At 74.7% G+C, this 26,111-nt stretch carries 28 protein-coding genes and 1 pseudogene; 20 read left to right on the forward strand and 9 right to left on the reverse strand.

Going from position 1 to position 26,111, the window contains the following annotated elements; genetic code table 11:
• Window positions 1–51: 51 nt before the first annotated feature.
• From gndA to ACSNOC_RS18185, 3 genes are all read right to left on the reverse strand, one after another.
• The gene (gene gndA, locus ACSNOC_RS18175) at window positions 52–1,488 is read right to left on the reverse strand and encodes an NADP-dependent phosphogluconate dehydrogenase (RefSeq protein WP_436748528.1); all 1,437 of its coding nucleotides are present in this window, start codon (window positions 1,486–1,488) and stop codon (window positions 52–54) included.
• 109 nt (window positions 1,489–1,597) lie between these two features.
• On the reverse strand, window positions 1,598–2,428 hold the full coding sequence (locus ACSNOC_RS18180) for an aldo/keto reductase (protein ID WP_436748529.1): 831 nt from the start codon (window positions 2,426–2,428) through the stop codon (window positions 1,598–1,600).
• A gap of 76 nt (window positions 2,429–2,504) precedes the next feature.
• Window positions 2,505–3,260 (reverse strand): ZIP family metal transporter, encoded by a 756-nt coding sequence (locus tag ACSNOC_RS18185; protein WP_436748530.1) that lies wholly within the window; start codon window positions 3,258–3,260, stop codon window positions 2,505–2,507.
• A gap of 122 nt (window positions 3,261–3,382) precedes the next feature.
• Here ACSNOC_RS18185 and ACSNOC_RS18190 point away from each other — a divergent pair, with 122 nt between their 5' ends.
• Genes ACSNOC_RS18190 through ACSNOC_RS18205 form a run of 4 tightly spaced genes read left to right on the forward strand, consistent with a single transcriptional unit; the run spans window position 3,383 to window position 6,034 of the window.
• Window positions 3,383–3,961: a hypothetical protein gene (locus ACSNOC_RS18190; protein ID WP_436748531.1), complete on the forward strand. Its 579-nt coding sequence runs from the start codon at window positions 3,383–3,385 to the stop codon at window positions 3,959–3,961.
• Window positions 3,958–4,410 carry a phage holin family protein gene (locus ACSNOC_RS18195; RefSeq protein WP_436748532.1) on the forward strand — a complete coding sequence of 151 codons (453 nt, stop codon included), beginning with the start codon at window positions 3,958–3,960 and terminating at the stop codon, window positions 4,408–4,410. The genes ACSNOC_RS18190 and ACSNOC_RS18195 overlap by 4 nt, the downstream gene beginning before the upstream one ends.
• Window positions 4,386–5,096 carry a DUF3618 domain-containing protein gene (locus tag ACSNOC_RS18200; protein WP_436748533.1) on the forward strand — a complete coding sequence of 237 codons (711 nt, stop codon included), beginning with the start codon at window positions 4,386–4,388 and terminating at the stop codon, window positions 5,094–5,096. The genes ACSNOC_RS18195 and ACSNOC_RS18200 overlap by 25 nt, the downstream gene beginning before the upstream one ends.
• Window positions 5,093–6,034, forward strand: a complete 942-nt coding sequence (locus ACSNOC_RS18205; protein ID WP_436748534.1) for a YihY/virulence factor BrkB family protein — start codon at window positions 5,093–5,095, stop codon at window positions 6,032–6,034. Before ACSNOC_RS18200 ends, ACSNOC_RS18205 begins: the two co-directional genes overlap by 4 nt.
• A 24-nt stretch (window positions 6,035–6,058) precedes the next feature.
• Here the strand turns inward: ACSNOC_RS18205 and ACSNOC_RS18210 are convergent, their stop codons facing one another.
• Window positions 6,059–6,229: a hydrophobic protein gene (locus ACSNOC_RS18210; protein WP_436748535.1), complete on the reverse strand. Its 171-nt coding sequence runs from the start codon at window positions 6,227–6,229 to the stop codon at window positions 6,059–6,061.
• A gap of 104 nt (window positions 6,230–6,333) precedes the next feature.
• Here ACSNOC_RS18210 and ACSNOC_RS18215 point away from each other — a divergent pair, with 104 nt between their 5' ends.
• The 7 genes from ACSNOC_RS18215 to ACSNOC_RS18245 all read left to right on the forward strand — a co-directional run bounded on the left by ACSNOC_RS18215 (window position 6,334) and on the right by ACSNOC_RS18245 (window position 12,360).
• The gene (locus ACSNOC_RS18215) at window positions 6,334–7,560 is read left to right on the forward strand and encodes a DUF4032 domain-containing protein (protein WP_436748536.1); all 1,227 of its coding nucleotides are present in this window, start codon (window positions 6,334–6,336) and stop codon (window positions 7,558–7,560) included.
• 4 nt (window positions 7,561–7,564) lie between these two features.
• Entirely contained in the window at window positions 7,565–8,389 is an 825-nt protein-coding gene (locus tag ACSNOC_RS18220; protein WP_436748537.1) for an Fpg/Nei family DNA glycosylase, read from the forward strand.
• On the forward strand, window positions 8,386–9,390 hold the full coding sequence (locus ACSNOC_RS18225) for an ATP-binding cassette domain-containing protein (protein WP_436748538.1): 1,005 nt from the start codon (window positions 8,386–8,388) through the stop codon (window positions 9,388–9,390). Before ACSNOC_RS18220 ends, ACSNOC_RS18225 begins: the two co-directional genes overlap by 4 nt.
• Window positions 9,387–10,226, forward strand: coding sequence for an ABC transporter permease (locus ACSNOC_RS18230; protein WP_436748539.1), 840 nt, complete (start codon window positions 9,387–9,389; stop codon window positions 10,224–10,226). The genes ACSNOC_RS18225 and ACSNOC_RS18230 overlap by 4 nt, the downstream gene beginning before the upstream one ends.
• A 110-nt stretch (window positions 10,227–10,336) precedes the next feature.
• Entirely contained in the window at window positions 10,337–10,783 is a 447-nt protein-coding gene (locus ACSNOC_RS18235) for an SRPBCC family protein (RefSeq protein ID WP_436748540.1), read from the forward strand.
• A gap of 107 nt (window positions 10,784–10,890) precedes the next feature.
• Window positions 10,891–11,802, forward strand: coding sequence for a Rieske 2Fe-2S domain-containing protein (locus ACSNOC_RS18240; protein WP_436748541.1), 912 nt, complete (start codon window positions 10,891–10,893; stop codon window positions 11,800–11,802).
• Window positions 11,803–11,847: 45 nt separating this feature from the next.
• A complete protein-coding gene (locus ACSNOC_RS18245) occupies window positions 11,848–12,360 on the forward strand; it encodes an MSMEG_6728 family protein (protein ID WP_436748542.1) in 513 nt (170 codons plus the stop codon).
• Window positions 12,361–12,857: 497 nt separating this feature from the next.
• Here ACSNOC_RS18245 and ACSNOC_RS18250 read toward each other — a convergent pair whose 3' ends face one another.
• From ACSNOC_RS18250 to ACSNOC_RS18260, 3 genes are all read right to left on the reverse strand, one after another.
• Window positions 12,858–14,504 (reverse strand): long-chain fatty acid--CoA ligase, encoded by a 1,647-nt coding sequence (locus tag ACSNOC_RS18250; RefSeq protein ID WP_436748543.1) that lies wholly within the window; start codon window positions 14,502–14,504, stop codon window positions 12,858–12,860.
• Window positions 14,505–14,582: 78 nt separating this feature from the next.
• Window positions 14,583–16,352, reverse strand: coding sequence for an SDR family oxidoreductase (locus ACSNOC_RS18255; protein WP_436748544.1), 1,770 nt, complete (start codon window positions 16,350–16,352; stop codon window positions 14,583–14,585).
• The gene (locus ACSNOC_RS18260) at window positions 16,349–17,233 is read right to left on the reverse strand and encodes a M24 family metallopeptidase (RefSeq protein ID WP_436748545.1); all 885 of its coding nucleotides are present in this window, start codon (window positions 17,231–17,233) and stop codon (window positions 16,349–16,351) included. Before ACSNOC_RS18260 ends, ACSNOC_RS18255 begins: the two co-directional genes overlap by 4 nt.
• A gap of 175 nt (window positions 17,234–17,408) precedes the next feature.
• Here ACSNOC_RS18260 and ACSNOC_RS18265 point away from each other — a divergent pair, with 175 nt between their 5' ends.
• Together ACSNOC_RS18265 and ACSNOC_RS18270 are read left to right on the forward strand one after the other, a co-directional pair.
• Entirely contained in the window at window positions 17,409–18,035 is a 627-nt protein-coding gene (locus ACSNOC_RS18265) for a TetR/AcrR family transcriptional regulator (protein ID WP_436748546.1), read from the forward strand.
• 146 nt (window positions 18,036–18,181) lie between these two features.
• The gene (locus ACSNOC_RS18270; protein WP_436748547.1) at window positions 18,182–18,838 is read left to right on the forward strand and encodes an AAA family ATPase; all 657 of its coding nucleotides are present in this window, start codon (window positions 18,182–18,184) and stop codon (window positions 18,836–18,838) included.
• Window positions 18,839–18,876: 38 nt separating this feature from the next.
• Here ACSNOC_RS18270 and ACSNOC_RS18275 read toward each other — a convergent pair whose 3' ends face one another.
• A complete protein-coding gene (locus tag ACSNOC_RS18275; protein WP_436748548.1) occupies window positions 18,877–19,104 on the reverse strand; it encodes a hypothetical protein in 228 nt (75 codons plus the stop codon).
• 44 nt (window positions 19,105–19,148) lie between these two features.
• Entirely contained in the window at window positions 19,149–19,538 is a 390-nt protein-coding gene (locus tag ACSNOC_RS18280; protein ID WP_436748549.1) for a DUF6234 family protein, read from the reverse strand.
• A 262-nt stretch (window positions 19,539–19,800) separates the two neighbouring features.
• On the opposite strand from ACSNOC_RS18280, the gene ACSNOC_RS18285 reads away from it, so the two are divergent.
• The 7 genes and pseudogenes from ACSNOC_RS18285 to egtD all read left to right on the forward strand — a co-directional run bounded on the left by ACSNOC_RS18285 (window position 19,801) and on the right by egtD (window position 26,076).
• The gene (locus ACSNOC_RS18285; RefSeq protein ID WP_436748550.1) at window positions 19,801–20,367 is read left to right on the forward strand and encodes an RNA polymerase sigma factor; all 567 of its coding nucleotides are present in this window, start codon (window positions 19,801–19,803) and stop codon (window positions 20,365–20,367) included.
• On the forward strand, window positions 20,364–20,666 hold the full coding sequence (locus tag ACSNOC_RS18290; RefSeq protein ID WP_436748551.1) for an anti-sigma factor family protein: 303 nt from the start codon (window positions 20,364–20,366) through the stop codon (window positions 20,664–20,666). The genes ACSNOC_RS18285 and ACSNOC_RS18290 overlap by 4 nt, the downstream gene beginning before the upstream one ends.
• 156 nt (window positions 20,667–20,822) lie before the next feature.
• A complete protein-coding gene (gene egtA / locus ACSNOC_RS18295; protein WP_436748552.1) occupies window positions 20,823–22,091 on the forward strand; it encodes an ergothioneine biosynthesis glutamate--cysteine ligase EgtA in 1,269 nt (422 codons plus the stop codon).
• A 91-nt stretch (window positions 22,092–22,182) separates the two neighbouring features.
• On the forward strand, window positions 22,183–22,653 hold the full coding sequence (locus ACSNOC_RS18300; RefSeq protein ID WP_436748553.1) for a DUF2690 domain-containing protein: 471 nt from the start codon (window positions 22,183–22,185) through the stop codon (window positions 22,651–22,653).
• A gap of 331 nt (window positions 22,654–22,984) precedes the next feature.
• The gene (egtB, locus tag ACSNOC_RS18305) at window positions 22,985–24,304 is read left to right on the forward strand and encodes an ergothioneine biosynthesis protein EgtB (RefSeq protein WP_436748554.1); all 1,320 of its coding nucleotides are present in this window, start codon (window positions 22,985–22,987) and stop codon (window positions 24,302–24,304) included.
• Window positions 24,304–24,981: pseudogene (egtC, locus tag ACSNOC_RS18310) on the forward strand (ergothioneine biosynthesis protein EgtC); the annotation flags it as partial. The gene egtB and the pseudogene egtC, both read left to right, overlap by 1 nt.
• Window positions 24,982–25,077: 96 nt before the next feature.
• Window positions 25,078–26,076 carry an L-histidine N(alpha)-methyltransferase gene (gene egtD / locus ACSNOC_RS18315; RefSeq protein ID WP_436748555.1) on the forward strand — a complete coding sequence of 333 codons (999 nt, stop codon included), beginning with the start codon at window positions 25,078–25,080 and terminating at the stop codon, window positions 26,074–26,076.
• The last annotated feature ends 35 nt before the right edge of the window (window positions 26,077–26,111 follow it).

The raw sequence follows: 26,111 nt of genomic DNA on the forward strand, positions 1-26,111 counted from the left end.
CCCCCCCCCCCCCCCCCCCCCCCCCCCCCCCCCCCCCCCCGGACCCTCGGCTCAGCCCTCGACCTCGGAGCGGTCGCCGCCCCACAGCGTGTGGAACGAGCCCTCCCGGTCGGTCCTGAGGTAGGTGTGCGCGCCGAAGTAGTCCCGCAGGCCCTGCACCAGCGAGGCCGGCAGCCGCCCGGCCCGCAGCGCGTCGTAGTAGGCCAGCGCGGCGGAGAACCCGGGCGCGGGAACGCCCAGTTCGGTGGCGGTGGCCACCACGTGGCGCCAGGCGTTCTGCGCGTCGCGCAACGCGTCGCCGAACGTCGGGTCGGTCAGCAGCGTCACACCGGCCTCGCCGCCCCGGTAGGCCGCGCGGATCCGGTCGAGGAACCGCGCCCTGATGATGCAGCCGCCCCGCCAGATCGCCGCGACCGCGCCCCGGTCGATGTCCCAGCCGTACGTCTCGCTGCCCGTCTGGATCAGGTGCCAGCCCTGGGCGTAGGCCACGATCTTCGACGCGTACAGCGCCTGCTCCACGTTCTCCGTGAAGCGGGCCGCGTCGTCCGGGTGCAGGGGCGGGCGCTCCGGGCCCGGCAGGTCCCGGGTGGCCGCGCGCAGTTCCGCGTGGCCGGAGAGCGAGCGGGCGAACACGGCCTCCGCGATGCCGGAGACCGGCACCCCGAGGTCGAGCGCGGTCTGCACGGTCCAGCGGCCGGTGCCCTTCTGCTCGGCCTGGTCCACGACGACGTCGACGAACGGGCCGCCCGTCGCGGCGTCGGTGTGGGACAGCACCTCGGCGGTGATCTCGATCAGGTACGAGTCGAGCCGGCCGGTGTTCCACTTGCGGAAGACGTCCGCGATCCGGCCCGGATCGTACCCGGCGACGTTCCGCAGCAGGTCGTACGCCTCCGCGATGAGCTGCATGTCGGCGTACTCGATGCCGTTGTGCACCATCTTCACGAAGTGGCCGGCGCCGTCCGGACCGATGTGCGTGCAGCACGGCTCGCCGTCGACCTGTGCGGCGATGCTCTCCAGCAGCGGACCCAGCGCCTCGTACGACTCGGCCGAGCCGCCCGGCATGATGCTCGGGCCGTGGAGCGCGCCCTCCTCGCCGCCGGAGATGCCGCAGCCCACGAAGTGCAGCCCGCGCTCGCGCAGCGCGGCCTCCCGGCGCCGGGTGTCCTCGAAGTGGGCGTTGCCGCCGTCGACGATCATGTCGCCGGGCTCCAGCAGCGGGGCGAACTCGTCGATCACGGCGTCCGTCGCCGCCCCCGCCTTCACCATGATCACCAGCCGACGCGGGCGCTCCAGCGAGGCGACGAACTCCTCCGCCGTCTCGGCGGGCAGGAAGTCGCCCTCGTGCCCGAACTCCTCGACCAACTGCCGCGTCCTGGCGGCGGTCCGGTTGTGGAGGGCCACGGTGTGCCCGTGCCGGGCGAAGTTGCGGGCCAGGTTGCGGCCCATCACCGCCAGCCCGGTGACACCGATCTGCGCCTGCCGCGCCATGCCATCATCTCCCGTCGCGCTTGCGTGAAACGCTGCTTCCGTGGGCCGGCCCGTGCGGCCGGCCGTCCCGTCGCGCGAGCGTATCCGACGCTCCGCCGTGCCCTTCCGGTCAGAACTCCTCGTGCCGCTCCGGGTCGCCGCCCAGCCGGCGGGGGGACCGGTCCGCCAGGGCGGCCATCTCCCCGGGATCCAGGGCGAATCCGAACACGTCGGCGTTGGCCCGCCGCCGCCCCGGGTCGCCGGACTTCGGGAGCGGGACGGCGCCGAGCTGGACGTGCCAGCGCAGGATCACCTGCGCGCTGCTGACCCCGTGCGCCGCCGCGATCCGCGCGACGCCCTCGTCGCGCAGCAGCGCGCTGCCCCGGCCGAGCGGGCTCCAGGACTCGGTGACGATGCCGTTCCTGGCATGGAAGGCGCGGGCGTCGTCCTGGGGGAGCAGCGGGTGCAGCTCGATCTGGTTCACCGCGGGGAGGACGCCGGTCGCCTTCTCCAGCCTCCGGATGTGCTCGGGGGTGAAGTTGGAGACGCCGATGGAGCGGACCAGGCCGTCGTCCCTGAGCTTGATCATGGCCCGCCACGAGTCGACGTACTTGTCGATCCGGGGATTGGGCCAGTGGATGAGGTAGAGGTCGACGCGGTCGAGGCCGAGCCGGGCGCGGGACTCCTCGAACGACGCCAGCGTCTCCTCGTAGCCGTGGTGACGTCCCGGCAGCTTGGTGGTGACGACGATGTCCTCGCGCGGCACTCCGGAGGCGGCGATGCCGCGGCCCACCCCGGCCTCGTTGCGGTAGTTCACCGCGGTGTCGATCAGCCGGTACCCGGCGGCCAGCGCGTCGGCGACCGCGCGCTCGGCCTCCGCGTCGTCCATCGGGTAGGTGCCGAACCCGAACGCGGGCAGCGGGTGGGAGTCGTTGAGAGTGTGAACGGGTGGTGCGGCCACTGCTCCTCCTTGATCATTTCGTGTCCCCCATTCTGCGGGCGGGCCCCCGGCGTCGCACGCGCGAGCGGTCCCGGTCTCAGGCGTGCGAGAGCGCGAACGAGACCAGGAAGCCGCAGACCAGGATCAAACCGATGGCCAGATGGGTCTGTTCGAATGCCTCCGGGATCATCGTGTCGGCGATCATCGCCAGGATCGCGCCCGCCGCGACGGCGGTGACCCCGGCCACCACCGCGTCGGGGAAGCCGCCGACGACCGCGTAGCCCAGCACCGCCGAGACGGTGCTCGCCGCGGCGATCGCGCCCCACACCCCGAACACGTACGCCGTGCCGCGCCCGGCCGCCCGCATGCCCGCCGAGCTGGACAGCCCCTCGGGCACGTTGCTGATGAAGACCGCGGCGACGGTCACCGCGCTGACCGCGCCGCCCTCCAGCAGGCTCACGCCGATCACGGCCGACTCGGGCACGCCGTCCAGCAGCGCGCCCAGGGCCAGCGCCAGGCCGGAGCCCTCCCGCTGCGCCTCGGACGGCTGGGTCCCGACGTGTCCGGAGCGTTTGCGGTTCCGCGCGCCGCGGTACGCGAGCCACGCGTTCCCCGCCGTGAAGGCCGCGGCGCCGCACGCCGTCCCGGCCACCGCCGGGCCGAGCCCCGCCTGGTCGTACGCCTCGCCCACCAGCTCGAACGACACGGCGGAGATCAGCACCCCGGCCCCGAACGCCATCACCGAGGCCACGAGCCACTGCGGCACCCGCACCCCGTATCCGACGACCGCGCCCAGCAGCAGCGCGGAGCCCGCCACCCCTCCCCACAGTCCGGCCAGTACCACGTCCGCCATGCCCCCTCGCCTACCCCGCGCCGGGCGAGGCAAGCGGCGATATGCGAGGAATGCGGTGTTTCGTGCGGAGGGCGGCGGTTACCCGGAGCCGAGCAGGGCGTCTCAGAGGTAAGGAGAGACCCATGAGCCAGAGCACGGAGCGTGCTCAGCAGGAGATGTCGGCCACGGCCGGTCAGGCCGGGCAGGCTGCCCGCGGGCTCGTCGGTGACGCCAGGGAACAGGCCAGGTCCGTCACGGGACAGGCCAAGGACCACGCGCGCACCACGGCCCACGACCTCAAGGAGCGGATGGCGGGCGAGGCCGACAGCCAGACCCGGCGCACGGCCGGCGCCGTCCGCCAGTGGGCCGACGACCTCGCCGGGCTCGCCGACCATGCCCCCGCCGACTCGCCGGCCCGCACCTTGGTCGCGCAGGCGGCGGACCGGGGCCACCGGGCCGCCGACTACATCGACGAGCGCGGCGTTGACGGACTGATCGAGGAAGTGCAGGGGTTCGCCCGGCGGCGGCCCGCCGCGTTCCTCGGCGGAGCGGCGCTCGCGGGGTTCGCCATCGGGCGGATCGTCAAGCTCGGCCGCGCCGATTCCGCCGATTCCGCCGGTTCGGCGGCCGGCGGCGGCGAGCAGGCCGGGACCGGCGAGGAGGACGTGTACCGGGCCCCGCCGCCGGACGTCGGCACGGAGCCGGGGGGAGGGGTGACATGACCGCGACATCGCGGGACGCCGACCGCGTCGACGCCCTGACCCGCATGGGCCGCGCCGAGCACACGCGGGGACGGGACGGCTCGATCGGCGAGGTGCTGACCGAGATCACCTCGGACACCCAGCTCCTGTTCCGGCAGGAGGTGGAGCTGGCCAAGGCCGAGATCCGCGAGGAGGTCACCACGGCGGGCAAGGCCGCCGGGATGTACGGCGGCGCCGGCTTCGCCGGCTACATGGTCGCCTTCTTCCTCTCGCTCGCGGCGGTGTTCGGGCTGGCCAACGTCATGGACGGCGGCTGGGCCGCGCTCATCGTCGCCGGCGTGTGGGCGGTCATCGGCGCCGCGCTGTTCGTCATGGGCCGCTCCCGCATGCGGAGCATGTCCCCCAAGCCCCGACAGACCATGGAAACCCTGAAGGAGGACGCGCGATGGGCACGTCACCCGACGACATAAGGGCCGACATCGAGGCGACCCGGGCCAAGCTGACCGCCGATCTGGACCGGCTGGCGGAACGCGCCAGCCCGCGCCGCGTGGCACACCGCCGGGGCGACCAGATGCGCGACGGCCTCACCCAGCTCAAGGAGCGCGTCATGGGCGGCGCCTCCGAGAGCATGGAGCAGGCCAGGGAGCGCGCCGAGAGCGTCAAGGGCCAGGCCAGGGAGCGCGCCGAGGGCGTCAAGGGCCAGGCCGGCGGCCAGGGCAGGCGGGCCGCCGAGTCCACCCGCGACAGCGCCCGGCAGGCCCGCGAATCGGTCGGCAAGGCACCCGAGCGGGCCATGCGGCAGACGCAGGGCAACCCGCTCACGGCCGGCGCGGTCGCGTTCGGCGCCGGACTGGTCGCCGGCTCGCTGGCGCCGAAGACGGAGACCGGACAGCGGGTCGCCGGGCAGATCACCGACCGGGCGGGCCGGATGGCCGGACCGGTCAGGAGCGCCGCCATGGAGTCCGCGCAGCACCTGAAGGAGGACGCCGCCGAGCACGCCCGGCAGGCCGCCCGGGACATCAAGGAGCACTCCGCCCGGGCCGCCCGCGACACCGGGCAGCAGGCCCGGGAACGGGCCGGCGACGTCACCGGACAGGCCAGGGAGTCCGCGCGGAACGTGCCGGACCAGGACCGCCGGCCGGACGGGCAGCGATGAGCGCGCCGCACCAGGGGCGGGCCCCGGCCGAGTCGCCGGCGGACCTGCCCAAGCGCTCGTGGTGGGAGGTGCTGAAGGGCACCGCCAAGGAGTTCAAGGAGGACAACCTCACCGACTGGGCCGCCGCCCTCACCTACTACGGGGTGCTGTCGATCTTCCCGGCCCTGCTGGCCCTGGTCTCGGTGCTGGGCCTGATCGGCAGCTCGGCCATCGACCCGCTGATCGACAACGTGGCCGAGCTGGCCCCCGGGTCGGTGCGCGACGTGCTCACCGACGCGCTCGAACACCTCAAGGGCGGCGCGGGCGGCGCCGGGCTGTCGTTCGTCATCGGACTGGCGCTGGCCCTGTGGTCCGCCTCCGGGTACATCGCGGCGTTCATGCGCGCCGGGAACGTGGTCTACGACATCGGTGAGGGGCGGCCCGTCTGGAAGACCCTGCCCACCCGGTTCCTCATCACCCTGGCCGTGGTGGTGCTGCTGGCCGCGATCGCCGTCGCGGTGGTCTTCACCGGCGGCCTGGCCAAGAAGGCCGGGGAGGTCCTCGGCCTCGGGGACACGGCCGTCACGGTCTGGGACATCGCCAAGTGGCCCGTGCTGGTCCTCCTGGTCGGGCTCGTCATCGGGCTGCTGTACTGGGCCGCGCCCAACGTCAGGCGGGGCTTCCGCTGGGTCACCCCCGGCAGCCTGCTCGCGGTCCTGATCTGGGTCCTGGCGTCGGCCGCGTTCGCGTTCTACGTGGCGAACTTCGGCAGCTACAACAAGACGTACGGCAGCGTGGCCGCCGTGATCGTCTTCCTGGTCTGGCTGTGGATCTCCAACACGGCCATCCTGCTGGGCCTGGAGTTCGACGCCGAGCTGGAGCGGCGCCGCGCCATCGACAGCGGCCATCCGCCCGAGGAGGAGCCGTACGCCGAGCCGCGCGACACCCGGAAGCTGTGACGACGCGGTCGCCGGTCGGGGTCGCTACCAGCGGTACCAGCGGGACCGCGTGCCGTGCGACGTCGTCCCGCGCATCACGAAGCCGAGCAGCCAGACGACCAGAACGGCCACCGCCAGCCACCACAGCACCTCCAGGGCGAAACCCGCGCCGAACAGGACCAGCGCGAGCAGCAGGACCACAAGCAGAGCGGCCATGGTCGGCCTCCTTTCCTTACCGGTTCGTACCGGTTGAGCACCGTTCCGGGTAACCGGAACCGCGGTATCGAAAACATGTCGGAGTTCTGCCGCAGACTGGTGCCATGGAGCTCCAGATCACCGCGACCGACCCCGAGCACCCGACGACGCTGCTCGACCTCCCCTGGGACGTCCCGCTGGCCGAGTGGCCGGAGAAGCACCTCGTCGCGCTGCCGCGCGGGATCTCGCGCCACGTCGTCCGGTTCGCCCGGGCCGGCCACGAGGTCTTCGCGGTCAAGGAGGTCGGCGAGTGGGCCGCCGTCCGCGAGTACGCCCTGCTGCGCGACCTCGACCGGCTCGCCGTCCCCGCCGTCGATCCCGTCGCCGTCGTCACCGGCCGGACCGGCGCCGAGGGCGAGCCGCTCGAACCCGTCCTCATCACCCGGCAGTTGAAGGGGTCGCTGCCCTACCGGTCCATGTTCGAGACGACGATGCGCCCCGGCACCATCAAGCGGCTGCTCGACGCGCTCGCCGTCCTCCTGGTCCGCCTCCACCTCAGCGGCTTCGCCTGGGGCGACTGCTCGCTGTCCAACACCCTCTTCCGCCGCGACGCCGGCGCCTACGCCGCGTACCTCGTGGACGCCGAGACCGGGCAGATCCAGCCCCGGCTCACCGACGGCCAGCGCGACTACGACCTCGACGTCGCCCAGGTCAACATCGTCGGGGAGCTGATGGATCTGGAGGCCGGCGGCTCCCTGCACCCCGCCGTCGACCCGGTGCCGTTCGGGCGGGAGCTGATCGACCGGTACCGGGAGCTGTGGGACGAGCTGACCCGCACCTCGGTCTACCCGCGCGACAAGCGCCACTTCATCGACCACCGCATCCGCCGCCTCAACGAGCTCGGCTTCGACGTCGCGGAGATGCAGATCCAGCGCTCCCCGGACGGCGACCACGTCACCTTCCTGCCCAAGGTCGTCGACGCCGGGCACCATCAGCGGCAGCTGCTGCGGCTGACCGGGCTGGACGCCGAGGAGAACCAGGCGCGCAGCCTGCTCAACGACCTGGAGACGTGGATGGCCGGCCAGGACGACTACGCCCCCGGCGACCCCCTCGGCGCCCGCACCGAGGTGCTGGCCCACCGCTGGGTCCGCGACGTCTTCCGCCCCACCGTCCGCCTCGTCCCGGCGGAGCTGCGGGAGGGGCTGGACATCGCGCAGATCTACCACGAGCTGCTCGAACACCGCTGGTACCTGTCGGAGCGCGCCCAGCAGGACGTCGGGATGGAGGCCGCCGCCCGCGACTACGTCGCCACCGTTCTCGCGGGCCGGACCGGCGAGGCCGACGTACCGTGAGGGCATGCCCGAATTGCCGGATGTCGAGGGATTCCGCCGGATCCTCGCCGAGCACGGCCGGGGCCGCCGGATCGACGGCGTCGAGGTGGCCGACCCCGGAGTCCTGCGCGGGGTGACCGTGCCCCGGCTGCGCCGCGCCCTCACCGGCCGCCGCCTGGCCGAGCCGGAGCGCCACGGCAAGTGGCTGCTGGCCCGCACCGACGGCCCGTCGTTCCTGCTGCACTTCGGCATGACCGGGCGGCTCGTCCCGGCCGCGCCCGGCGACCCGCCGCATCCCCACGACCGGGTCACGTTCACCCTGGAGGGCGAACGCCGGCTCCGCTACCGCGACCAGCGCAAGCTCCAGGGGCTGCGGCTGGCCACCTCCGACGCCGACCTCGACGAGGTGCTCGGCGGGCAGGGGCCCGACGCGCTGACCGTCGACCGGGCCGCGCTCGACCGGCTGCTGGAGGGCCGCCGCGCCCGCGTCAAGGCCGTGCTCATCGACCAGTCCGTGCTGGCCGGGCTCGGCAACCTGCTCGGCGACGAGATCCTCTGGCGCGCCCGCGTCGACCCGGCCCGGCCGGCCCGCGACCTGGACACCGGCGAGCGCGACCGGCTGGCCGACGCGCTGCGCGGCGTGCTGCGCGACGCGGTCCGCGCCGGATGCGTGCCCGCCCGGCCGTCCTGGCTCACCGGCCACCGCGACGCGCCGGACCCGGTCTGCCCGCGCTGCGGCGGCCCGCTCAGCCGGGACCGGATCGCCGGCCGCTCCACCACCTGGTGCCCGCACTGCCAGGCCGGCCGGCCGCCAGCCCGGCGGACGACGGGAAGGGCGGCCCGCCCGTGAGCCACATGATCCAGGCCGAGGGGCTGGTCAAACGGTTCGGCATGACCACCGCGCTCGACGGGGTGGACCTCGGCGTCCCGGCGGGCACCGTGCTGGGCCTGCTGGGTCCCAACGGCGCCGGCAAGACCACCGTCGTGCGGGTGCTGGCCACCCTGCTGCGCGCCGACGCCGGCTGGGCCACCGTCGGCGGCCACGACGTGCGGCGCGACGCCCACCGGGTGCGGCAGCTCATCGGCCTCACCGGCCAGTACGCCTCGGTCGACGAGCAGCTCACCGGCACGGAGAACCTGCTGCTGATCGGCCGCCTGCTCGGCATGAGCCGTGCCGACGCCCGGCGGCGGGCGCGGGAGCTGCTGGAGCGGTTCGGCCTGACCCACGCGGGCGGGCGCGCGGTCGGCACGTTCTCCGGCGGCATGCGCCGCCGTCTCGACCTCGCGGCCAGCCTGGTGGGCAGGCCGCCGGTGCTCTTCCTCGACGAGCCGACCACCGGCCTGGATCCCCGGGCCCGCACCGAGCTGTGGGACCTCATCCGGCGGCTGGTCGCGGACGGCGCGACCGTGCTGCTGACCACCCAGTACCTGGACGAGGCGGACCAGCTCGCGGACCAGATCGTCGTCATCGACCACGGCAAGGTGATCGCCACCGGCACCCCCGAGGAGCTGAAGGGCAGGACGGACGCGCGGACGCTGGCCGTGCGCCCCACGGACGCCACCCGGCTGGCCGACGTCCGCGCCGCCGTGGCGGAGCTGACCGGCACCGAACCCACCGCTCGGGGCGGCCTGGTGACCGCGCGGGTCGCGGACCCCGCCGTCCTCCCGGCCGTGGTGCGGCGGCTGGACGACGAGGGCGTCCTCCTCACCGAGCTGGCGCTGCGCGGGGCCAGCCTCAACGAGGTCTTCCTCGCCCTGACCGGCCGCCCGGCGGAGGCGGCGGAGCCCGGCGGCCGGGAGCCCGGCGGCCGGGAGACGAACGAGGAGGAGACGGAGGAGGAGACGGCATGAGCGCGATCAGCGACCCGTCCACCTCCCCGGTGCCGCCCGGCCCGGCCGGGCGGGAGCCGGCCGCGCGGGTCGGCCTGCTGCAGGGCGTCCGGCAGAGCCTCACCCTGGCCTGGCGGACCGTCGTCCAGGTGCGGCACAACCCCTACGAGCTGAGCGATTTCAGCATCCAGCCCATCATGTTCGTGCTGCTCTTCACCTACGTGTTCGGCGGCGCGATCGCCGGATCGGTCACGGAGTACCTGACGTTCATGCTGCCCGGCATGATCGTGATGAACATGCTGTTCGTCACCCTCTACGTCGGCCAGGGCCTCAACACCGACGTCACCAAGGGCGTGTTCGACCGGCTCCGTTCGCTGCCGATCGCCCGCTGGGCGCCGCTGGCCGGCCGGATCGCCGCCGACCAGGTCAAGCAGGCGTGGTCGATCGTCCTGGTGCTGACGGTCGGCCTGATCCTCGGCTTCCGCCTCGGCGACCCGGGCCTCCCCGGGCTGCTGGGCGCCGTGCTGCTCCTGCTGGCCTTCGCGCTGGCGTTCTCCTGGGTGTCGGTGCTGGTCGGCCTGGTGGCCAAGGACGCCGAGCGGGTCCAGATCTTCGGCTTCACCGTGCTCTTCCCGCTCACCTTCGTCAGCAACGTCTTCGTGCCCGCCGACACCATGCCGGGCTGGCTCCAGGCGTTCGTGGACGTCAACCCGGTGAGCGTGCTCGCGGAGGCCTGCCGGGGGCTGATGCTCGGCGGCGAGGTGGCCGCCCCGGCCGCCCAGTCCCTGGCCTGGGCCGCCGCGATCGCCGCCGTCTTCGCGCCGCTGTCCGTCTGGGTCTTCAAACGCAAAGTGTGAAGCGGGGTGCGGGACCGCCCGGCACGGACCGGGTTTCCGCCCCGGCGGCAGGGGTACTCCGCGACATCGTCCCGTTACGGACGACAGGCAGGAAGGAGCGGACGTCACTCATGTCGCACATCGAGGAGTCCATCGAAGTCGCGGTCCCCGTGACCACCGCCTACAACCAGTGGACACAGTTCGAGTCGTTTCCCGAGTTCATGGAGGGCGTCGAGCGCGTCGACCAGATCGGTGACACGCGCACCCACTGGGTGACCAGCATCGCCGGCGCCGAGCGGGAGTTCGACGCGGACATCGCGGAGCAGATCCCCGACGAGCGGATCGCGTGGGTCAGCAGGAACGGCCCCAAGCAGGCGGGAGTGGTCACGTTCCACCGTCTGGACGGCCAGCACACCAAGATCATGCTCCAGCTGGAGTACGCCCCGGAGCTCTTCACCGAGGCGGTCGGGGACAAGCTGGGCCTCGTGCGCCGGCAGGCCAAGAACGACCTGAAGAACTTCAAGGAGTACATCGAGTCCCGCGGGGTCGCCACCGGCGCGTGGCGCGGCAAGGTCTGACCCGGCGGCCCTGAGATGCCCCCCGGACGGCCCCGCGCCGCCTCGGGGGGCTTCGCGTTCGCGATCTTCACGGCGTTTGCGATGCGGGGAGCGGGGAACTGGACGGCATGGCCTTCTACGACACACTCCGCACGCTGCTGCCCGAGCCCGGCCGCCCCGGCCGGGTGCTCACCGCCGTCGACCGGCTGGAGGGCACCCGGTGGGCCGACCCGCTGATGGGCCCGCTGCGCGGCGCGGTCCGCACCCTGCCCGAGGGCGCCCGCGACGTCCTGCACGGCACGTGGCTCGGGCATCCCGTTCACCCGCTGATGGTGCAGGTCCCGATCGGGACCTGGATGTCCGCCGCCGTACTGGACCTGCTCCCGGGCCGCCGCAGGAGCGCGGGCGCGCTGGTGGCCCTCGGTCTCACCGCCGCCCTCCCGGCGGCGCTGGCGGGCCTGACCGACTGGGCGGAGCTGCGGAAGCCGCAGAAGCGGGTGGGGCTCGCGCACGCCGCGACCAACACGGCCGCCGTCGCCCTCTACGCCGCCTCGCTGTCCGCCCGGCTCCGGGGCCGGCGGCTGGCCGGGCGCGCCCTGGGCTTCGCCGGGCTGGCCACCGTCGGCGCGGGCGGCGCGCTCGGCGGCCACCTCGCCTACCGCCAGGCCGCGGGCGCCAACCACACCGACGTGGTGCCCGCCGCCATGGAGCCGGGCTGGCACCCGCTGGGCCGCCTCGACGCGTTCCCCGTCGGGGTCCTCGTCCGGCACATGCTGGGCGAGATCCCGGTCGTCGTGTACCGGGAGCCGGGCGGGACGATCCGGGTCCTCGCCGACCGCTGCGCCCACATGGGCGGCCCGCTGTCGGACGGCTCGGTGGTGGACGGCTGCGTCCGCTGCCCCTGGCACGGCAGCACGTTCCGCCTGTCCGACGGCTGGAACGTGCACGGCCCGGCCACCGCGCCCCAGCCCGCGTTCGAGTGCCGCGTCACCGAAGGCCACGTGGAGGCCCGCCTCCCGGCGGAGGACAAGGAGAGCTGACCGGCCGGCGGGCGCGGTGGGCGGGGCGGCGGTAGACAGGGGAAGGTGCAGACGTTTCTCCCGTATCCCGACTTCGTCCGGTCCGCCGAGGTGCTGGACGTCCGGCGGCTGGGCAAGCAGCGGGTCGAGGCGTTGCAGGTGCTGCGGGGGCTGACCGTGCCCGGGTACGGGTGGCGGCACCATCCGGCGGTGCGGATGTGGGCGGGCTACGAGGAGGCCCTGGTCAGGTACGGCCTGGAGGTGTGCCGTGTGTGGGCGGCCGGCGGGCGGCAGGACACCTGCGCCGGTTCGCTGGCCGCCGACTTCGCCGCCCTGAACGCCCGGCGCCGCCGGGCCCGGCGGCAGGAGCGGCTGGCCGCGGGCGGCGAGCTGCCACCGTGGCTGGGGGACGAGGCGTTCCACCGCAGCCACCAGTCGGCGCTGGTCCGCAAGGACCCCGCCTTCTACACCGACCGCTTCCCCGGCGTCCCCGGGGACCTCCCCTACGTATGGCCCGCCTCCGACCGCGCGGCCCACCGCCCACGCGGCCTGAACGGCATGACCCCGAAACGGCCCTAGGCGGTGACACGGCCGAAGCGATCCCGCACCCACACCGGCCTCGCCGTACGGCCGGTGGCGGCTCGCCCGGCGCGGCGGCCGTCCGTCCCCCACCACGCGCCGGACCGGACGAAGACGTCCCGCCGGAAGACGAGGGCCTCCCGCGGCCGGCGTGCGGATGGCACGATCCACACCGCGTCCGGAAGGCCCGCCGGGCCCGTCGCTCCCCACCCCCGGAAGCGGGGCGCCCGGCCGCCCACGGCTGTCCCGGGCCCTCGGGGGTCATGGACGATGCGGCAACGCGGCGAGCGTGCGTGCCCGGGGGCACCGCCCGGCCCTCGGGGCGGGAGCCTCCTGGGCGGGGCGGCTCTTCGGGCAGCAGCCGGAAGAGGCACCCTTCCGGCCGTGCCCGAAGGCGACGACCAGTCCCTCGTCTGCCGATGCGGCATGGCCGCCTGCCCGCTCCCGAAGGCGTCCCGGCAGGGGATCGACGGCCGTCCCGCGGTTCCGCACGCGCGTCAGCCGAGGGTCGTCACCGGCAGGTCGCCCGCGGCGTGCTGGGATCGCAGCAGCTTCTTGTCGAACTTGCCGACCGACGTCTTCGGCACGGCGGCCACCGCCGTCCAGTGCTCGGGGAGCTGCCACCTGGCGACGTGCTCGGCGAGGAAGGCGCGCAGGGCGCCGAAGTCCGGGGTGACGCCTTCGCGGGGCACCACGACGGCCAGCGGGCGCTCGTCCCAGCGCGGGTCGGGGACGGCGATCACGGCGGCCTCGACGACGTCGGGATGGGCCATGAGCTGGTTCTCCAGCTCCACCGACGAGATCCACTCGCCGCCGGACTTGATGACGTCCTTGGCCCGGTCGGTGAGGGTCAGATAGCCGTCCGGCGTGATCGTGCCGACGTCGCCCGTGCGCAGCCAGCCGTCGTGGAACTTGTCCTCGGGCACCTCGGGCTCCCCGGCCGCGCCGCCGTAGTAGGCGCCGGTGATCCACGGGCCGCGCACCTCCAGCTCGCCCGCCGACGCCCCGTCGTGCGGCAGCAGGCCGCCGTCGGGGCCGGTCAGCCGGGCCTGCACGGAGGCGGGGAAGCGGCCCTGCGTCTGCCGGTAGGGCCATGCCTCCTCGGCGGTGAGGCCCGCGGGCGGGTGGGCCACGGTGCCCAGCGGGGACGTCTCGGTCATGCCCCAGGCGTGGACGACCGGCACGCCGTGGCGCTCCTCGAAGGCGCGCATCAGCGACGGCGGGCAGGCCGCGCCGCCCACGATCACCCGGCGGAGGCTGGAGATGTCGCGCGGGCGTTCCGCCAGCTCCATCAGCAGCCCGTTCCACAGCGTCGGGACCGCGCCCGCGATGGTCGGCCGCACGGCGGCGATCATGTCGGCCAGCGGGCCCGGCTGGAGGAAGCGGTCCGGCATCAGCAGCGAGGCGCCCGACATGAAGGCGGCGTGCGGTATGCCCCAGGCGTCGACGTGGAACATCGGCACCACCGGCAGGGCGGTGTCCTGCCAGCTCAGGCCGAACGACTCCGCGCCGTTCACCTGCATCGAGTGCAGGTAGACCGACCGGTGGCTGTAGGCGACCCCCTTGGGGTCCCCGGTGGTGCCGGAGGTGTAGCACAGGGCGGCGGCGGACCGCTCGTCCAGCTCGGGCCACGGGTAGTCGGTCGGCCGTCCCGCGATCAGCTCCTCGTAGTCGTGCACGGCCGGGCGACAGCCGTCGAGGACGGAACGGTCGCCCTCGCCCACCACCACGATGTGCGCCACGCTCTCCAGCCGGGGCAGCACCGCCGCCAGGATCGGCAGCGTCGTGCCGTTCACCAGCACGACGTGATCGGCGGCGTGGTTGACGATCCAGGCCAACTGGGCCGGGGGAAGGCGCAGGTTGAGGGTGTGCAGCACCGCGCCCATGGCGGGGACGGCGAGGTACGCCTCCAGGTGCTCGGCGTTGTTCCACATCAGGGTGGCGACCCGCTGGTCGCCGTCCACGCCGAGGTCGTCGCGGAGCGCGTGCGCCAGCTGGGCCGCCCGGTCGCCCACCGCGCCGAAGTCGCGGTGGCGCGGCCCGTCCGCGGTCCAGGTGGTGACGCGGGAGCGGGCGTGCACGGTTCTGCCGTGTTCCAGGATTCTGGTGACGGTCAGCGGGACGTCCTGCATGGTGCTCAGCATCGGGGGCGCTCCAGGGGGCGAGTCGGTGTCTCGGGGGCGTGATCGGGGCCGGGTCCGGGGTCGGGTCCGGGGAAACGGTCAGCGGAGGTAACGGGCCGCCCGCCGCAGCAGGCCGGGCGAGAGGCGGCTGATCAGGCGCCCGACCCTGGCCTCCGGCGTGACGGGGACGACGGCCCGGTTGTTCCGCACGGCGCGCAGGATCTGTTCGGCGACCTTCTCCGGCGGGTAGTTCCGCCGGGCGTACGCGTGGGTGGCCCGGCGGCGCCGCGCGTCCTGTTCCGCGGCGTCCGCTCCGGAGAACGTGGTGGTGCGGGTGATGTTGGTCCTGACCACGCCGGGGCAGATGGCGGTCACGCCGACGCCCGCCCCGGCCACCTCGGCGCGCAGGCAGTCGGACAGCGTGACGACGGCGGCCTTGCTGGTGGCGTACGCGGCCAGGGCCCGGGACGGCAGGTAGGCGGCGGCGGAGGCGACGTTGACGATGTGCCCGCCCTCGTTCCGCTCGGCCAGCAGGGTGCCGAAGGCGCGGCAGCCGTGGATGACGCCCCACAGGTTGACGTCGAGGACCCGCTGCCACTCCTTCTCCGTGGTCCGGAGGAACGAGCCCGCGTGGCCGATGCCCGCGTTGTTGACCACGACGTCCGGGACGCCGTGCGCCGCGGCCACCTCGGCGGCGAACGCGTCCACCGCCGGGCCGTCGGAGACGTCCACCCGGTAGGCGTGCGCCTGGGCGCCCAGCAGCCGCGCCAGTTCGGCCGTGCGGTCGGCGGCCTCGGTGTCGATGTCGCAGACCACCACGTCCGCGCCCTGCTCGGCGAAGGCCAGCGCGGTGGCCCGCCCGATGCCGCTGCCCGCCCCGGTGACGACGGCGAGCTGCCCGGCGAACGGCCGCCCGGCGTCCGCGTCCCGCCTGCGGCGCGCCCGGTCGAGCTGCGGCGCGGCGGGTCCGCCCTCGTGGTGCGCGACGAACTCGCGGACCATGCGGGCCACGGTCGAGCCCTTCCCCAGCAGCGCCGACCAGTGGGTCGCGGGGATGGCGCGCCGCCACAGGTTCGGTGTCCAGGGCGCGGCGCCCTCGGCCAGGGCGGGGCTCACGTAATGGTCCTTGGTGAGGGTGATGAGCTGCACCGGCAGCAGGGTGGGGCGGCGGCGCGGCTCGCGCAGGCGCGGCAGCATGTTGGCGCGGTACAGCTCGATGCCGTGCACCGCGTCGTCGGCCAGGCCCGGCTGCGGGTGGCCGGGGCGCGGCCGGACGCCCTCCAGCGTCCGCAGCACCGTGCCCCAGCGCGTGGCCAGACCGTTGCGCCACAGCGCCGGGGCGAGGGCGGGCACGTGGAAGGCCGCGATGTACCACGAGTGGGCGCCCTGCTTGAGGAGCTGCGCGAGGTGGCGGGGGGTGGGGTGCCGGTAGCGGTGCCGCATCCAGTGCGCGACGTGGTCCAGGCAGGGGCCGGACAGCGTGGTGTAGGAGGCGATGCGGCCGGGCGCGGTGTGGTCGGTGACGGCCTCCCAGGACTGGATGGAGCCCCAGTCGTGGGCGACCACGTGCACCGGGCGGCCGGGGCTGGTGGCCTCGGCCACCGCGAACAGGTCGCGGGCCAGCGCCTCCAGCGCATAGTCGGCGCGGCGGGCGGGGCGGTCGGAGGCGCCCGCGCCGCGCACGTCGTACCGCACCACGTGGTGGTCGGCGGCGAGGTCGGCCGCCACCTCGTCCCAGACCCGGTGGGTGTCGGGGTAGCCGTGCACCAGCAGCACGGTGGGGCGCGCGGGGTCGCCCTGCTCGTAGACGGCGAGCGCGACGTCGCCCGACATGACCGTGCGGCGGCGCGGTGCCTCGGTGGTGTTCATCGGTCGGCCCCTTCCTCCTTCGTCCCGGTGGCCGCGCGCTCCCGCCAGCGGTGGACGTGCGGCAGGTCGTCGTCCAGCCAGTGGGCGCCGTCGTCGGTGACCACCAGCAGCTCCTCGAACTTCAGGCCCACGTCGCGGAAGCCGATGTGCGGTTCCACGGCCCACAGCCCCGGCGTGGGCGCGTGGCGCGAGGCGCGGCCGTCGGCCCACAGCGGGGAACGGCCCTGGAGCCGCTCGCCGATCAGCTCCCGGCCCAGCGTCTGGAGGGTCCGCACGCCGAATCCGAACACGGTGACGCCGGCCGGTCCCCGGGCCGTGAGCCGGGTGACCTGGTGGCCGATCACGCGGCCGGGGTAGACCCGGTGCCGGTTGTCGTAGCCGTGCCGGTCGATGAGCGCGTCGACGGCGGCGTACACCTCGGCCAGCGGCCTGCGCCGCCTGACCTCGCGCAGGATCAGCTCCCGGTAGGCGCCGAGGTCGCGGTCGAGCGCCTCCCAGACGGGGTTGGGGCCGAGGGTGCCGCCGTAGCCGATGTCGGCGGTGTAGCCGTCCACGACGGGCGCGCAGTCCAGTATGTACGGCATGCCCTCGGCCAGCCGCCGCCCGCCGGGGAAGAACTGGAGCGGGGTCCTGAAGTGCCGGAAGGCCGTGCGGTCCCCGAACCAGGCGAACGGCACGTGGAAGAAGTCCCTGACCCCGGCGGCGGTCAGCGCGCGGCGCAGCCGGGCCGCGGCCTCGCGCTCGGTGACACCGGGCGCCAGCCAGGCGGCGACCTCCTCGGCGCAGCGGTAGGCGAGCCGCTGCACCTCGCGGAAGCGCGCGAGGTCGTGGTCGTCGAACGGGAAGGCGGGCAGGGCGGGGGCGGTCGGGGAAGCGCTCATGGACGGCCCTTTCGGTCGGGCGGAGGGCTGGTCGGGCGGGGCGGGTCCTACAGGTCGAGTTCCAGGCAGGTTCCCTCGGCGGCCGTCGGAGTCCTTATTGAGGGTTACTCAACGGTAGAGCCTGTTGAGGCGAAGTCAATAGGATGGGCCCATGGTTCGTGCGAGCGGTGCCCGAATGTCCCCGGCGGAACGCAAGGCGCAGATTCTCGCCGCCGCCCGCGCCCTCCTGGAGGAACGTGAGCTGGACACCCTCTCGGTGGACTCCGTGGCGCGGGAGGCGGGTGTCTCGCCCGGTCTGCTCTTCCACTACTTCGGCTCCCTGCGCAAGCTGCGCGGCGCGATCGTCCAGTCGGTCGCGGAGGAACTGCTCGGTCTCGTCGCCCCCGACCCCGCGCTCAGCCCCGAGGAGCAACTGCGCAACGGCATCGGCGCGTTCATCGACCAGGTGGCGCTGCGGCCCTCGGTCTACCTCGCGGTGGTGCGCCTGACCCACAGCAGCCCGGAGATGCGCAGGCTGCACGGCTCGGTGCGGGCGGCGTTCATCGAGTGGGTCATGGCGGGCCTGGCCGCCGCCGGGGCGCCGCGCACCCCGGCGCTGTTCCTGACGGTCAAGGGCTGGCAGGCGTTCATGGAGGAGGTCGTCGTCACCTGGCTCGACCGCCCGGCCCTGAGCAGGGACGAGCTGGTCGAGCTGTGCGAACGGACCTGCTACCAGCTCGCCGCGGCGGCGCTGGGCGACGAGGAGCTGTGGGCGCGGGTGCGGGAGCGGCTCCGCGTCCGGCCGGGAGGGGACCCGGCCTGACGCGCCCGGGCCGGCCCGCGTGCGCGTGCAACTGCTCACGCCGGGCAAGCCGTTGCGGTGCGGCATCCGGGGCCGTTACGGTGAGTCGCGTCCGCCCGCGCCCGATGCCGGGCCGCGTGGGAAGTCGACAGCGCGGGGGAGACAGCATGCCGGGGCACAACCCTGCCGCATCACCGCCCGGCCCGGGGACCGCCGGGCACCCGCTGGTGTTCGACCTGCGCGGGGCGGCGGCGGACGGCGGGCACCTGGAGCTGCGCTGGCCGGCCGGTCACCGGGTCGTCGTCTCCGGGCTGCCCGGCAGCGGCAAGTCCACGCTGATGCGGCGCGCGGCGGCGGCCGTGCCGGACGGGGCGCTGATCAGGATCGACTCCCAGGACGTGCGGGAGCGCTGGGCCCGGCGGCTGCCCGGCTGGGTCCCGTACGCCCTCTACCGGCCCGCCGTCCGGCTCGCGCACTACGCGCACCTGGGCCGCGCGCTGCGCTCCTCCGCCGCCGTCATCGTGCACGACTGCGGGCGCACGGCGTGGGTGCGCCGCTGGCTGGGCTGGGACGCCAGGCGGCGGGGCCGCCAACTGCACCTGGTGGTGCTGGACGTGCCCGCCGGGACGGCGCTGGCCGGGCAGATGACGCGCGGCCGGACCGTCTCCGGGTTCGCGTTCGCGCGGCACCGGCGGGCCGTGGACCGGCTGGTCGCGGAGGTCGCGGCGGGACGGCTGCCGGACGGCTGCGCCTCGGCCGCGCTGCTGGACCGGGCGGCGGCCGGGGCGCTGCGGGGCATCGGCTTCGGCTTCGGCGACGGGTGACGCCCCGCGCCCGTCCGCCGGGCGTGCCGCGCCGCCCCCTACATGCCGCGGGCCTCCCGCACCGACCGCTTGAGCGCGATCCGGGCCGCGACGCCCGCGTTGGCGCGGGTCTCCCAGTAGGGATGGCCGGCGATGTAGAGGGACAGCTCCTGCAGCCGCGACCGCAGGCGGCGCTCCCGCTCACCGGCGGCGGTGAGCTGCTCGTCGATGTCGTACCACTCGTTCTGCGCCGTGATCAGATCCTCGGGGAAGCTCGTCGTATCCACGCTGGAATAGTACGCGTGTTCGATCGAACGTTCGAGGGGGCGGCTCAGGAGTCCGCGGAGGCCGGGGCCGGCGCCGGGACGGACACCGGGGCGGACCGGTCGTCGGAGTGCTCCTCGGCGGCGGCGACCGACATCAGGAGCAGCGTGGCGACCACCACCAGGGCCTGGGTGGCCGCGGCGAACGGCGCCCGGGCGCGGGCCAGGGCGATCGCGGCCACCGTGGCGAGGGCCGCGATCACCCAGCCGCAGATCCACAGACTGTCCCCGTCCGGGGAACTCACGCGCCCCTGGTAGCTGTCGGCCCAGCTCGACATCCCCTCGGCGAACACGACGTACGCGACGGCGACCGCCTCCGCCGCGAAGAGGCAGAAGGCCAGGAGCAGATCGCTGAACCAGTGGACGCGTCCGCGTGACGAGCCGGTGGGTGAGCCCATGCGGCGAGTATCGCAAGCGCGCCTAGGGCCTGTCTTTCGGATCTTCGCGGATCAGGCCGCGGCGTCTGGCTCCCCCGGGCCCCTCGGGGGCCCGGGAGGTACCCCCATGCGCTGGCAAGGCGCCGGATCGCAGCTCGTACTTGTCCGTACTCGCGCGATTCGGCAACGCGGCCAGGCGGGATGCCAGGCGTCGTGGCCCCGCGAAGATCCGGAAGACAGGCCCTAGGGGAATGCCGGGCAGGGGCCGGGGGGTTACCGGCGTGTGGATGAGCGAGCGGCGTGTCCCGGTGTGGAGCGGCGGCGGGCGTTCGCCGAACATGTGGTGCCCGAGGTGGAGGTGTTGCTGCGGGTGGCCCTGTCGCTGACGGCTCAGCCGGCCGACGCCGAGGATCTCGTGCAGGAGACGTTGCTGCGGGCCTTCCGGGCCGTGGACCGGTTCGACGGCAGGCATCCGCGGGCCTGGCTGCTGACCATCATGCGCAACGCGGAGGCCAATCGGCACCGGCGGCGCAGGCCACAGCTCCTGGACGACCCGGACGCGGACCTGGACCGGTTCGCCGTGTCGCCCGCCGGACGGGCCGCCTCGCCCGAGGAACTGGTCGTGGGCGAGGCGTTCGACGACGCGGTGGAGGCCGCCGTCGCCGCGCTGCCCGGCAAGCACCGGCAGGCGGTGCTGCTGGTGGACGTGAACGGGCTGACCTACGCCGAGGCGGCGCGGGTGCTCGGCGTGCCGGAAGGAACCGTGATGAGCAGGCTGCACCGGGCGCGGCGACGGATCCGGGACCGGCTGGTGGGCGCCGGAGCGGCGCCGGGACGAGGTGCGACGTGACCGGGTGGCTCCGGCGGCGCGCCGCGCGGCGGGCGGCGATGGGCTGTGCCGAGGCGCTGCGGGAGCTCCAGGCGTATCTCGACGGGGAGACCGACGCGTTGACCGCGGCACGGCTCGCCGCCCATCTGGAGCACTGCCGTTGGTGCGGGCTCGAACTGGCCACCTACCGGGAGATCAAGCGTGCCCTCGCCCGGCGGCGCGCCGCCGATCCCCGGGCGGTCCGGCGGCTGCGCGACTACGGCGCGTCCCTGGCCGGGGGTGCCGAAGGCGGTGGCCCTGAGAACGGCGATCGCGGGTAGGAATTCACCGGGTTGTTTCCCGGGGCGGCCCACCGCCCCGGTATGTTCGAACAGTTGGCCGAAAATAGTCGCCGCGCGGGGAATGCCCCGCGCGCCGCGCCGGGTTTCCATGCCCGGATCCGTCCACGACTTCGGGGAAGTGGAGCGCATACGACAATGGATGGCTGTCTGACGCTGGAAGAGGCCGAGGCGTACGTCAAGGGCGTCTGCTTCAAGACGGGCCCCCCGACCAGGGTGGGCGTCGAACTGGAATGGCTGGTGCACGATCGCGCCGACGCGCGGCTCCCGGTGGCCGCCGGACGACTGGCCGAGGCACTCGCCCCCTTCGAGACACCGGGCACGCTGCCGCACGGCGGCGGCATCAGCCGGGAACCCGGCGGCCAGGTCGAGCTGAGCACCGCGCCGGCCGCCTCGCTCGCGGGCTGCGTCGAGGCCGCCCTCGGCGACCTGACCGTCCTCCGCGCGGGTCTCGCCCGGGCCGGGCTCGAACTGCGGGGCAACGGGCTCGACCCGCACCGGGACCCGCCCCCGCGGGTGGTGCGACACCCCCGCTACCGCGCCATGGAGGCGCACTTCGACCGCGGCGGCCCCTGGGGCCGCATGATGATGCGCGGCACCGCCGCCGTCCAGATCAGCCTGGACGCGGGCGACGACTCCGACGGCCCCCACGGCTACCGCTACCGCTGGCGCCTGGCCCACCGCCTGGGCCCGGTGCTCATCGCGGCCTTCGCCAACTCCCCGCTGTGGCGCGGCAGACCGACCGGCTGGGTGTCCACCCGGCAGGCCGTGTGGCGGCGCATCGACCCCACGCGCACGGCGGCCCCGGACGAGGGCACGGACCCCGGCGACGCGGACCCGCGCGCCTCCTGGGCCGACTACGCCCTGGACGCGCAGCTGCTGTGCGTGCGCCGGGCCGGGTCGGCGGACTGGTCGGCACCGCGCGGACTCACGTTCCGCTCCTGGCTCACCGGCGGCAGAACGGTCGGGCGCCCGCCCGGGATCGGTGACCTCGACTACCACCTGACCACCCTCTTCCCGCCCGTACGGCCGCGCGGCTGGCTGGAGTTGCGGATGATCGACGCCCAGCCCGGCGACGGCTGGCTGGTCGCCACCGCCGTGGCCGCCGTCCTGCTGGACGATCCGGTGGCGGCGGACGCCGCGTACGCGGCCACCGAGCCGCTGTGCGGGGGCCGCGCCGTGCCGCCGTCCGAGGTGTGGACCCGCGCCGCCCGGCTGGGCCCGGCCGATCCGGCGATCGGCAAGGCCGCGCGCGCCTGCTTCGCCGCGGCCGATGCCGCGCTCGCCGACTCCGGCGCGCTCGCGCGCGTCCGCCGGGCCGTGGCCGAGTTCGCCGATCGCTACCCCGAACGGGGCCGCTGCCCCGCCGACGACCAGGTGGACGAGCCGGACGGACCGGCCCGATGAGCGCCGTCGGTGGCGAGGGGCGCGGTGCGGGCCGTTCCGCGGCCGGGGGAGGACCGGTTCCCGGGCATCGCCGCGCTCCGCCCGGGAGCGCGTGCGGCGCGCCTGGCCGTTGGTGCGGGGGGTCGCCCTGGGGCTGGCGGTGGTGACCGGTCTGGTGGGGGCGTGGATCGAGGAACGCCTGGAGGACAGCAGGCCGCGGACCTGCCCCGGTGAGGGCTGCGAAGGCCGTGACCCGCGGGCCGCGGGCTGTGCCGGCGACCACGCCGCGGGCTACGAGCCGGAGAGCGGTAACCCCGCCCTGCTGGAGGTCCGGCTCGGCAGCCGCTGCCACACCGTCTGGGGGCGGATCCGCGACGGGGCACCGGGCGACCGGGTGTCCGTCGAGGTGACCGGTGGCGGACGACAGGAGGCCCGGATCGGGACGGGCTCCGGCACGTACACCGCGATGGTCGCCGTCGACGCCGAGAACTTCGAGGTGACCGTCTGCGCCACGCCCGCCGACCCGAACGGGGACTGGGGCGCGTACTGCATCCGGGCCACCGGGGAGAGCGGGTACAACTGACCGTCCGTTCCCGCCCGCGCGACCCGGGGGCCGCCAGGGGGAGAAAGTTCACCCGGTCGTCCCCCGGGGGGACGGATCGGTCCCTATGTTCGAACAGTTGGCCGAAAGTGGTCGTGGTGCGGGGGAATGTCCCGCGCGCCGCGCCGGGTTTCCATGCCCGGATCCCGCCCATGACGTCAGGAAGTGGAGTGCTTGTGACGACGGAAGGCCGTCCGATGCCGAAGGACGAGGCGGAGGCGTACGTCAACGGCGTGTGCTTCAAGACGGGCCCGCCGGCCCGGGTGCGTGACCGCGCCGACGACCAGGTGAACGAGCCGGAAGGAGCGACCCGATGAGCGGGCAAGCGCAGCGACTCGCACACGCCCTGGCCGAGTTGGAGGCCGCCCGGGCCAGAACCCTCGCCCTCACGGACTGTCTGGGCGACGACGAACTGATGGCCCAGCACTCGCCGTTGATGTCCCCGCTCGGCTGGGACCTCGCGCACGTCGGCAACCAGGAGGAGATCTGGCTGGTCCGCGAGGCCGGCCGCCGGCCGGCGCTCCGGCCCGACCTGGACGACCTGTACGACGCGTTCCGGCACCCCCGCGCCGACCGGCCCGCCCTGCCGCTGCTCAGCCCCGCGCAGGCCCGCCGCTACCTCGGCCAGGTGCGCGACCAGGCCCTGGAGGTGCTGTCGGCCTCCCCGCGCGCCGGGGACCCGCTGCACGCCGACGGCTTCGTGTTCGGGATGGTGGCGCAGCACGAGCAGCAGCACGGCGAGACGATGCTGGCCACGCACCAGTTGCGGGCCGGTCCGCCGGTGCTGGACGCGCCGGCGCCGCCGTCCGCGCCCGCGGACGCCCGTGGTCTGCCGCGTGAAGTGCTGGTCCCGGGCGGCCCGTTCACCATGGGCACGGACAGCGACCCGTGGGCGCTGGACAACGAACGGCCCGCGCACACCGTGGACGTCCCGGCGTTCTGGATGGACACCGTGCCGGTGACCAACGCCGCCTATCAGGAGTTCATCGCGGACGGCGGCTACGACGACCCGCGCTGGTGGACGCCCGAGGGCTGGGAGCACCGGCGGACGGCGGAGCTGACCGCGCCGCAGTTCTGGTTCCGGGACGGGGGTACGGGGTGGCTGCGGCGGCGGTTCGGGCACGTGGAGGAAGTGCCGCCGGACGAGCCGGTGCTGCACGTGTGCTGGTACGAGGCCGACGCGTACGCCCGCTGGGCCGGGCGGCGGCTGCCGACCGAGGCCGAGTGGGAGAAGGCCGCCCGCCACGACCCCGCCACCGGTCGCTCGCTGACCTATCCGTGGGGCGACGAGCCACCCAGTCCCGAGCACGCCAACCTCGGCCAGCGACACCTGCGGCCCGCGCCCGCCGGCAGCTTCCCGGCCGGCGCCTCACCGCTGGGCATCCGCCAACTCCTGGGCGACGTCTGGGAATGGACGTCCGGCGACTTCCGGCCCTACCCGGGGTTCGCCGTGTTCCCGTACAAGGAGTACAGCGAGGTCTTCTTCGGCCCCTCCTACAAGGTGCTGCGCGGCGGCTCGTTCGGCGTCGCGCCGGTCGCCTGCCGGGGCACGTTCCGCAACTGGGACTACCCCATCCGGCGCCAGATCTTCGCCGGCTTCCGCACCTGCCGCACGGCCGGGGAGGCGCGCTGATGTGCCGCCACCTGGCCTATCTCGGGCCGCCCGTCCCGCTGGCCCGGCTGCTGACCGAGCCCGCCGGCGGCCTGTACCAGCAGGCGTGGGCGCCCCGCCGCCAGCGCCACGGCACGGTCAACGCCGACGGCTTCGGCATCGGCTGGTACCCGGCGGCGGGCGGGGACGGGCCCGCCCGGTACCGGCGCGCGGTGCCGATCTGGGCCGACGCCAACCTGCCCGACCTGGCCCGCGCCATCAGCAGCGGCGCCGTCCTGGCCGCCGTGCGCTCCGCGACGGCCGGCACCAGCCAGGACGCGTCGGCCGCCGCGCCGTTCCGGTCCGGCGACTGGCTGTTCAGCCACAACGGCGCCGTCCGCGACTGGGCCGGGCTGCCCGCCGACACCGGCGGCGCGGGCCTGGCCGCGGCCGACCTGCTCGCCCTGGAGGCGCACTGCGACTCGGCGCTGCTGTGGGCCATGGTCCACCGGCGCCTGCGGGCGGGCGAGCCCGCGGGCGAGGCGCTGGCGGCCGTGACCCGGCAGACGGCCGGCGCCCGCCCCGACGCCCGCGTCAACCTCCTCCTCACCGACGGCCGCGTCATCGCCGCCACCCGTCGCGGCGACACGCTCTGGTACCGCACCGGGCCCGGCGAGGTGCTGGTCGCCTCCGAGCCCGACGACGACAGCGACGACTGGCACGAAGTGCCCGAAGAATCTCTGCTCCTGGCCACCCCCGGACGCGTCAGCACCACTCCGCTGCGCCCCGCCGCACCCAGGGAATCCCCTTACCTCATGAACGACCGCTTCACGCTCGACCACCGCCTCCCCGACGGATACCTCGACCGCACCCTGCGGGCCGACGTCACCGCGGGGCTGACCGCCCACCCCAAGATCCTGCCGCCCAAGTGGTTCTACGACGCCCGGGGCAGCGAGCTGTTCGAGGAAATCACCCGGCTCCCCGAGTACTACCCGACCCGCGCGGAGCACGAGATCCTCCGGCACCGCGCCGGTGAGATCGCCGCCGCGACCGGCGCCGCCACACTGGTGGAGCTGGGCTCCGGCTCCTCCACCAAGACGCGGCTGCTGCTGGACGCCCTCACCGGGCAGGGCACGCTGCGCGGTTACGCGCCGCGCGATGTCAGCCCCGCCGCCCTCACCGAGGCCGGGGAGGCGCTGTGCCGGGACTACCCGGGGCTGCGCGTCGCCGCCGCCGTGACCGACTTCGAGGCCGATCTCGCCCTGCCCGCCCCCGGCGGACCGCGCCTGGTCGCGTTCCTCGGCGGCACCATCGGCAACCTGGACGCGGCGCAGCGGGCCGCGTTCTTCGCCGCCGTCCGGGCCGGACTCACCGGCGACGGCGACGCGTTCCTGCTCGGCGCCGACCTGGTGAAGGACCCGGACGTCCTCGTCCGGGCCTACGACGACAGCCAGGGCGTCACGGCGGCGTTCAACAAGAACGTCCTGCACGTCATCAACCGCGAGCTGGACGCCGACTTCGACCCGGACGCGTTCGCGCACAAGGCCGTGTGGAACGTGCCGGAGGAGCGCGTCGAGATGTGGCTGCGGGCCACCGCGGCCCGGACGGTGAAGATCCCGGGCGTCGACCTGACCGTCGACTTCGCGGCGGGCGAGGAGATGCGCACCGAGATCTCCGTGAAGTTCCGCCGCGCCGGGCTGACTTCCGAGCTGGCCGCGGCGGGCCTGACGATCAGCCACTGGTGGACGGACGAAGCCGCCCGCTTCGCCCTCCTCCTGGCCACCCCCACCTCGACGCCCTGGCTGTCGTCGTAGGCCCGGACGAGGACGTCCGGGTCCTTCACCAGGTC

Origin of the sequence: Streptomyces sp. URMC 129 (genome assembly GCF_051386415.1) — a bacterium.
Classification (GTDB): Bacteria; Actinomycetota; Actinomycetes; order Streptomycetales; family Streptomycetaceae; genus Streptomyces.